The sequence below is a fragment of the Pseudomonas sp. R62 genome (genome assembly GCF_000257605.1).
GTDB classification, from domain to species: Bacteria; Pseudomonadota; Gammaproteobacteria; order Pseudomonadales; family Pseudomonadaceae; genus Aquipseudomonas; species Aquipseudomonas atacamensis.
The window spans coordinates 525,231-528,242 of sequence record NZ_JH635999.1 but is presented as its reverse complement, the minus strand read 5'-3'; the positions used below and the strand labels follow the sequence as shown (position 1 = coordinate 528,242).

Annotated in this window: 3 protein-coding genes; all 3 read right to left on the bottom strand. The window is 62.0% G+C overall.

The genetic code is table 11. The features are described from left to right. Nucleotides 1-1,748, bottom strand: a 1,748-nt coding sequence (locus OQK_RS20790; RefSeq protein WP_038861493.1) for an amidohydrolase, incomplete at its 3' end; no start/stop codon positions are given. Between the two features lie 40 nt (nt 1,749-1,788). Further along, complete coding sequence (locus OQK_RS20785) at nt 1,789-2,415, bottom strand: antibiotic biosynthesis monooxygenase (protein WP_016774079.1); 627 nt, start codon at nt 2,413-2,415, stop codon at nt 1,789-1,791. After that, on the bottom strand, nt 2,408-2,821 hold the full coding sequence (locus OQK_RS20780) for a DoxX family protein (RefSeq protein WP_038862011.1): 414 nt from the start codon (nt 2,819-2,821) through the stop codon (nt 2,408-2,410). Before OQK_RS20780 ends, OQK_RS20785 begins: the two co-directional genes overlap by 8 nt. Between the last annotated feature and the right edge of the window lie 191 nt (nt 2,822-3,012).

The window sequence follows — 3,012 nt, the reverse complement described above, 5'->3', positions numbered from 1 at the left end:
TGGGTGTGTACGGCGCATGGCCCGCTGCACTGGTGAACCTGCGCCTGCAGTGGCGAGTTCGGGCGCCAGTGGCCCGGTACCTTGACCACTGGCGACCAGTCCGGCAGCACCGGAATCGAGCGCGGGCCGAGGTCTTCGAAGTCGCCGGCGGCGTAGACGATCTTGCCGCCGACCACGGTCATCACCGACTCGATCCACTTGATCGCTTCTTCTTCAACGCTGAAGAAGTCCGCGCTCAGTGCCGCCAGGTCTGCCAGTTGGCCGACGCGGATCTGGCCCTTCTTGCCCTGCTCCGAAGAGAACCAGGCGCTGCCGTGGGTGAACAGCTCCAGCGCGGTGCTACGTGGCAAACCTTCTTCGTACAACGCCAGACCGCCAACGGTGCGGCCGCTGACCATCCAGTACAGCGAGGTCCACGGGTTGTAGCTGGACACGCGGGTGGCGTCGGTGCCGGCGCCAACCGGCACGCCTTCGGCGAGCATGCGCTTGATCGGTGGCGTGGCTTCGGCAGCTTGTTTGCCGTAGCGATCGACGAAGTATTCACCCTGGAACGCCATGCGATCCTGAATCGCGATACCGCCGCCCAGCGCTTTCACACGCTCGATGTTTTGCGGGGTGATGGTTTCGGCGTGGTCGAAGAACCACGGCAGACCGTTGAACGGAATGTCGCGGTTGACCTTCTCGAACACGTCGAGCATGCGGCTGATCGATTCGTTGTACGTGGCGTGCAGACGGAACGGCCAGCGCTGCTCAACAAGGTGGCGCACCACCGGTTCCAGTTCCTGCTCCATGGTCTGCGGCAGGTCCGGGCGCGGTTCGAGGAAGTCTTCGAAGTCGGCGGCGGAGAACACCAGCATTTCGCCGGCGCCGTTGTGGCGCAGGTAGTCGTCGCCCTGATGCAACTTGACGCTGCCGGTCCAGTTCTGGAAATCGGTCAGCTCTTCTTTCGGCTTCTGGGTGAACAGGTTGTAGGCGATGCGAACGGTCAACTGGTCGTCTTTGGCCAGTTGTTCGATTACTTGGTAATCGTCCGGATAGTTCTGGAAACCACCGCCGGCGTCGATCGCACTGGTCAGGCCGAGGCGATTGAGTTCGCGCATGAACTGGCGGGTCGAGTTGACCTGATATTCCAGCGGCAGCTTCGGCCCTTTGGCCAGGGTCGAGTAGAGAATCATCGCGTTCGGCCGCGCGACCAGCATGCCGGTCGGGTTGCCGTTGCTGTCGCGCACGATCTCGCCGCCCGGCGGGTTCGGCGTGTCGCGGGTGTAACCGGCCACGCGCAGGGCGGCGCGGTTGAGCAGCGCACGGTCGTAGAGGTGCAGGATGAACACCGGAGTATCCGGCGCGGCCTGGTTGATTTCTTCCAGGGTCGGCATGCGTTTTTCGGCGAACTGGAATTCGTTCCAGCCACCGACCACGCGCACCCATTGCGGGGTTGGCGTGCGGTCGGCCTGGTCCTTGAGCATGCGCAGCGCGTCGGCGAGCGATGGCACACCTTCCCAGCGCAGTTCGAGGTTGTAGTTCAGACCGCCGCGAATCAGGTGCAAGTGCGAGTCGTTGAGGCCAGGGATGACGCAGCGGCCCTTCATGTCGACCACTTGTGTGGCGTTGCCTTTGAGGGCCATGGCCTCGGCATCGTTACCGACGGCGACGAAGCGGCCGTCCTTGATCGCCACCGCACTGGCCAGTGGTTTTTCCCGGTCTACGGTATGAAACTGGCCATTGAATAAAATCAGATCGGCGCTCATCGCAGTTCCTCAAGCGAAAGTGAAAAGAAGCAAACCCCGCTCAACGCGGCGAGGTTTCTTGGGAATCGAGGTGTTCATGGGCCTGACTGGCTTCCAGCCACGGGGTGAACAGACGGGTGACCGGCGGCATCACCACGTAGACCACCGAGAGGACGATGGTCAGGGTGATCAGGAACGTGGCGACCACGTAGTTGGACAGAAACGGATGCAGCGCCAGCAGCGGGCCCCAGATCAGCGGCACCAGCAAGGTGTGCGGCAGAATCACCAACAGCGTGACTACGGCCTGCTTCCAGCGCGGCGGTGGCGAGCCGGCTTCGGCCAGCGGTGTGAACCAGAATTCATTGACCGGCGCGACTTCGGTCTGATCGCCATCGGCCAGCATCGGTGCGGCTTCAGCCACCAGCGCCTGACGCTCGGAGGATTCCAGCCAGCCCTGCATCGCTTCGGTGGAGCTGAAGCGCAATACGCACGTGTAGAAATCCAGACGCCCGCGCTTGCCGCGCACCACGTCCACACCCAAATGCCCTTCCCGCTGCCCGGCGACGCGCACGATGTTGCGCAGCCATGCTTCATACGCCGATTCGAAACCAGCCTTGACCGAGTGTTTGATGATCAACGTGACGGTCTCATCTGCCCCCGGTGCTTGTGAATTCAGGACTTCAGGCATAACGCAGCACTCCGGGCAAACGAACAGGAATCGCCAGCCGTCCGGGCCCGGCAATCAAGACAGTGGTGAAAAGAATCAACAGCAACCAGCCAAACTGCCCTTCAGCCACACTCCATTGCGGATGCACGACCAGTAGCGCCACGAGCAGTACAAAGAGAATAGGCAAGCAGGCCAAACGCGCCAGCACACCGGCGGCGATCAGCAACGGGCAGAGGACTTCGGCGAAGATCGCCAGGATCAGCGTCAGATGGGCGCCGAGGTGGAACGGGTCTTCGATCAGTTGCAGCTGCGCGGTGAAGTCCAGCAACTTCGGCAAGCCGTGCACCCACAAAAGAAACAACCCGCCGCTGACCCGCAGGAACAGCAACCCGATGTCGCGCGCCTGTTCATCCCTCGTAGCAATCATGACCCGCCCCTTGAATGTCATTGACGGGAATCATGCCAAGGCCGGGGCGGAAGAAATTGGATGGGTGTGCTTAGTTGCTTTTCAGGTCTTTGATGTTTGATCGTTCCCACGCTCTGCGTGGGAATGCAGCTCGGGACGCTCCGCGTCCCATCCAACGCCGAACGCGGAGCGTCCGTTGAGGCATTCCTTTG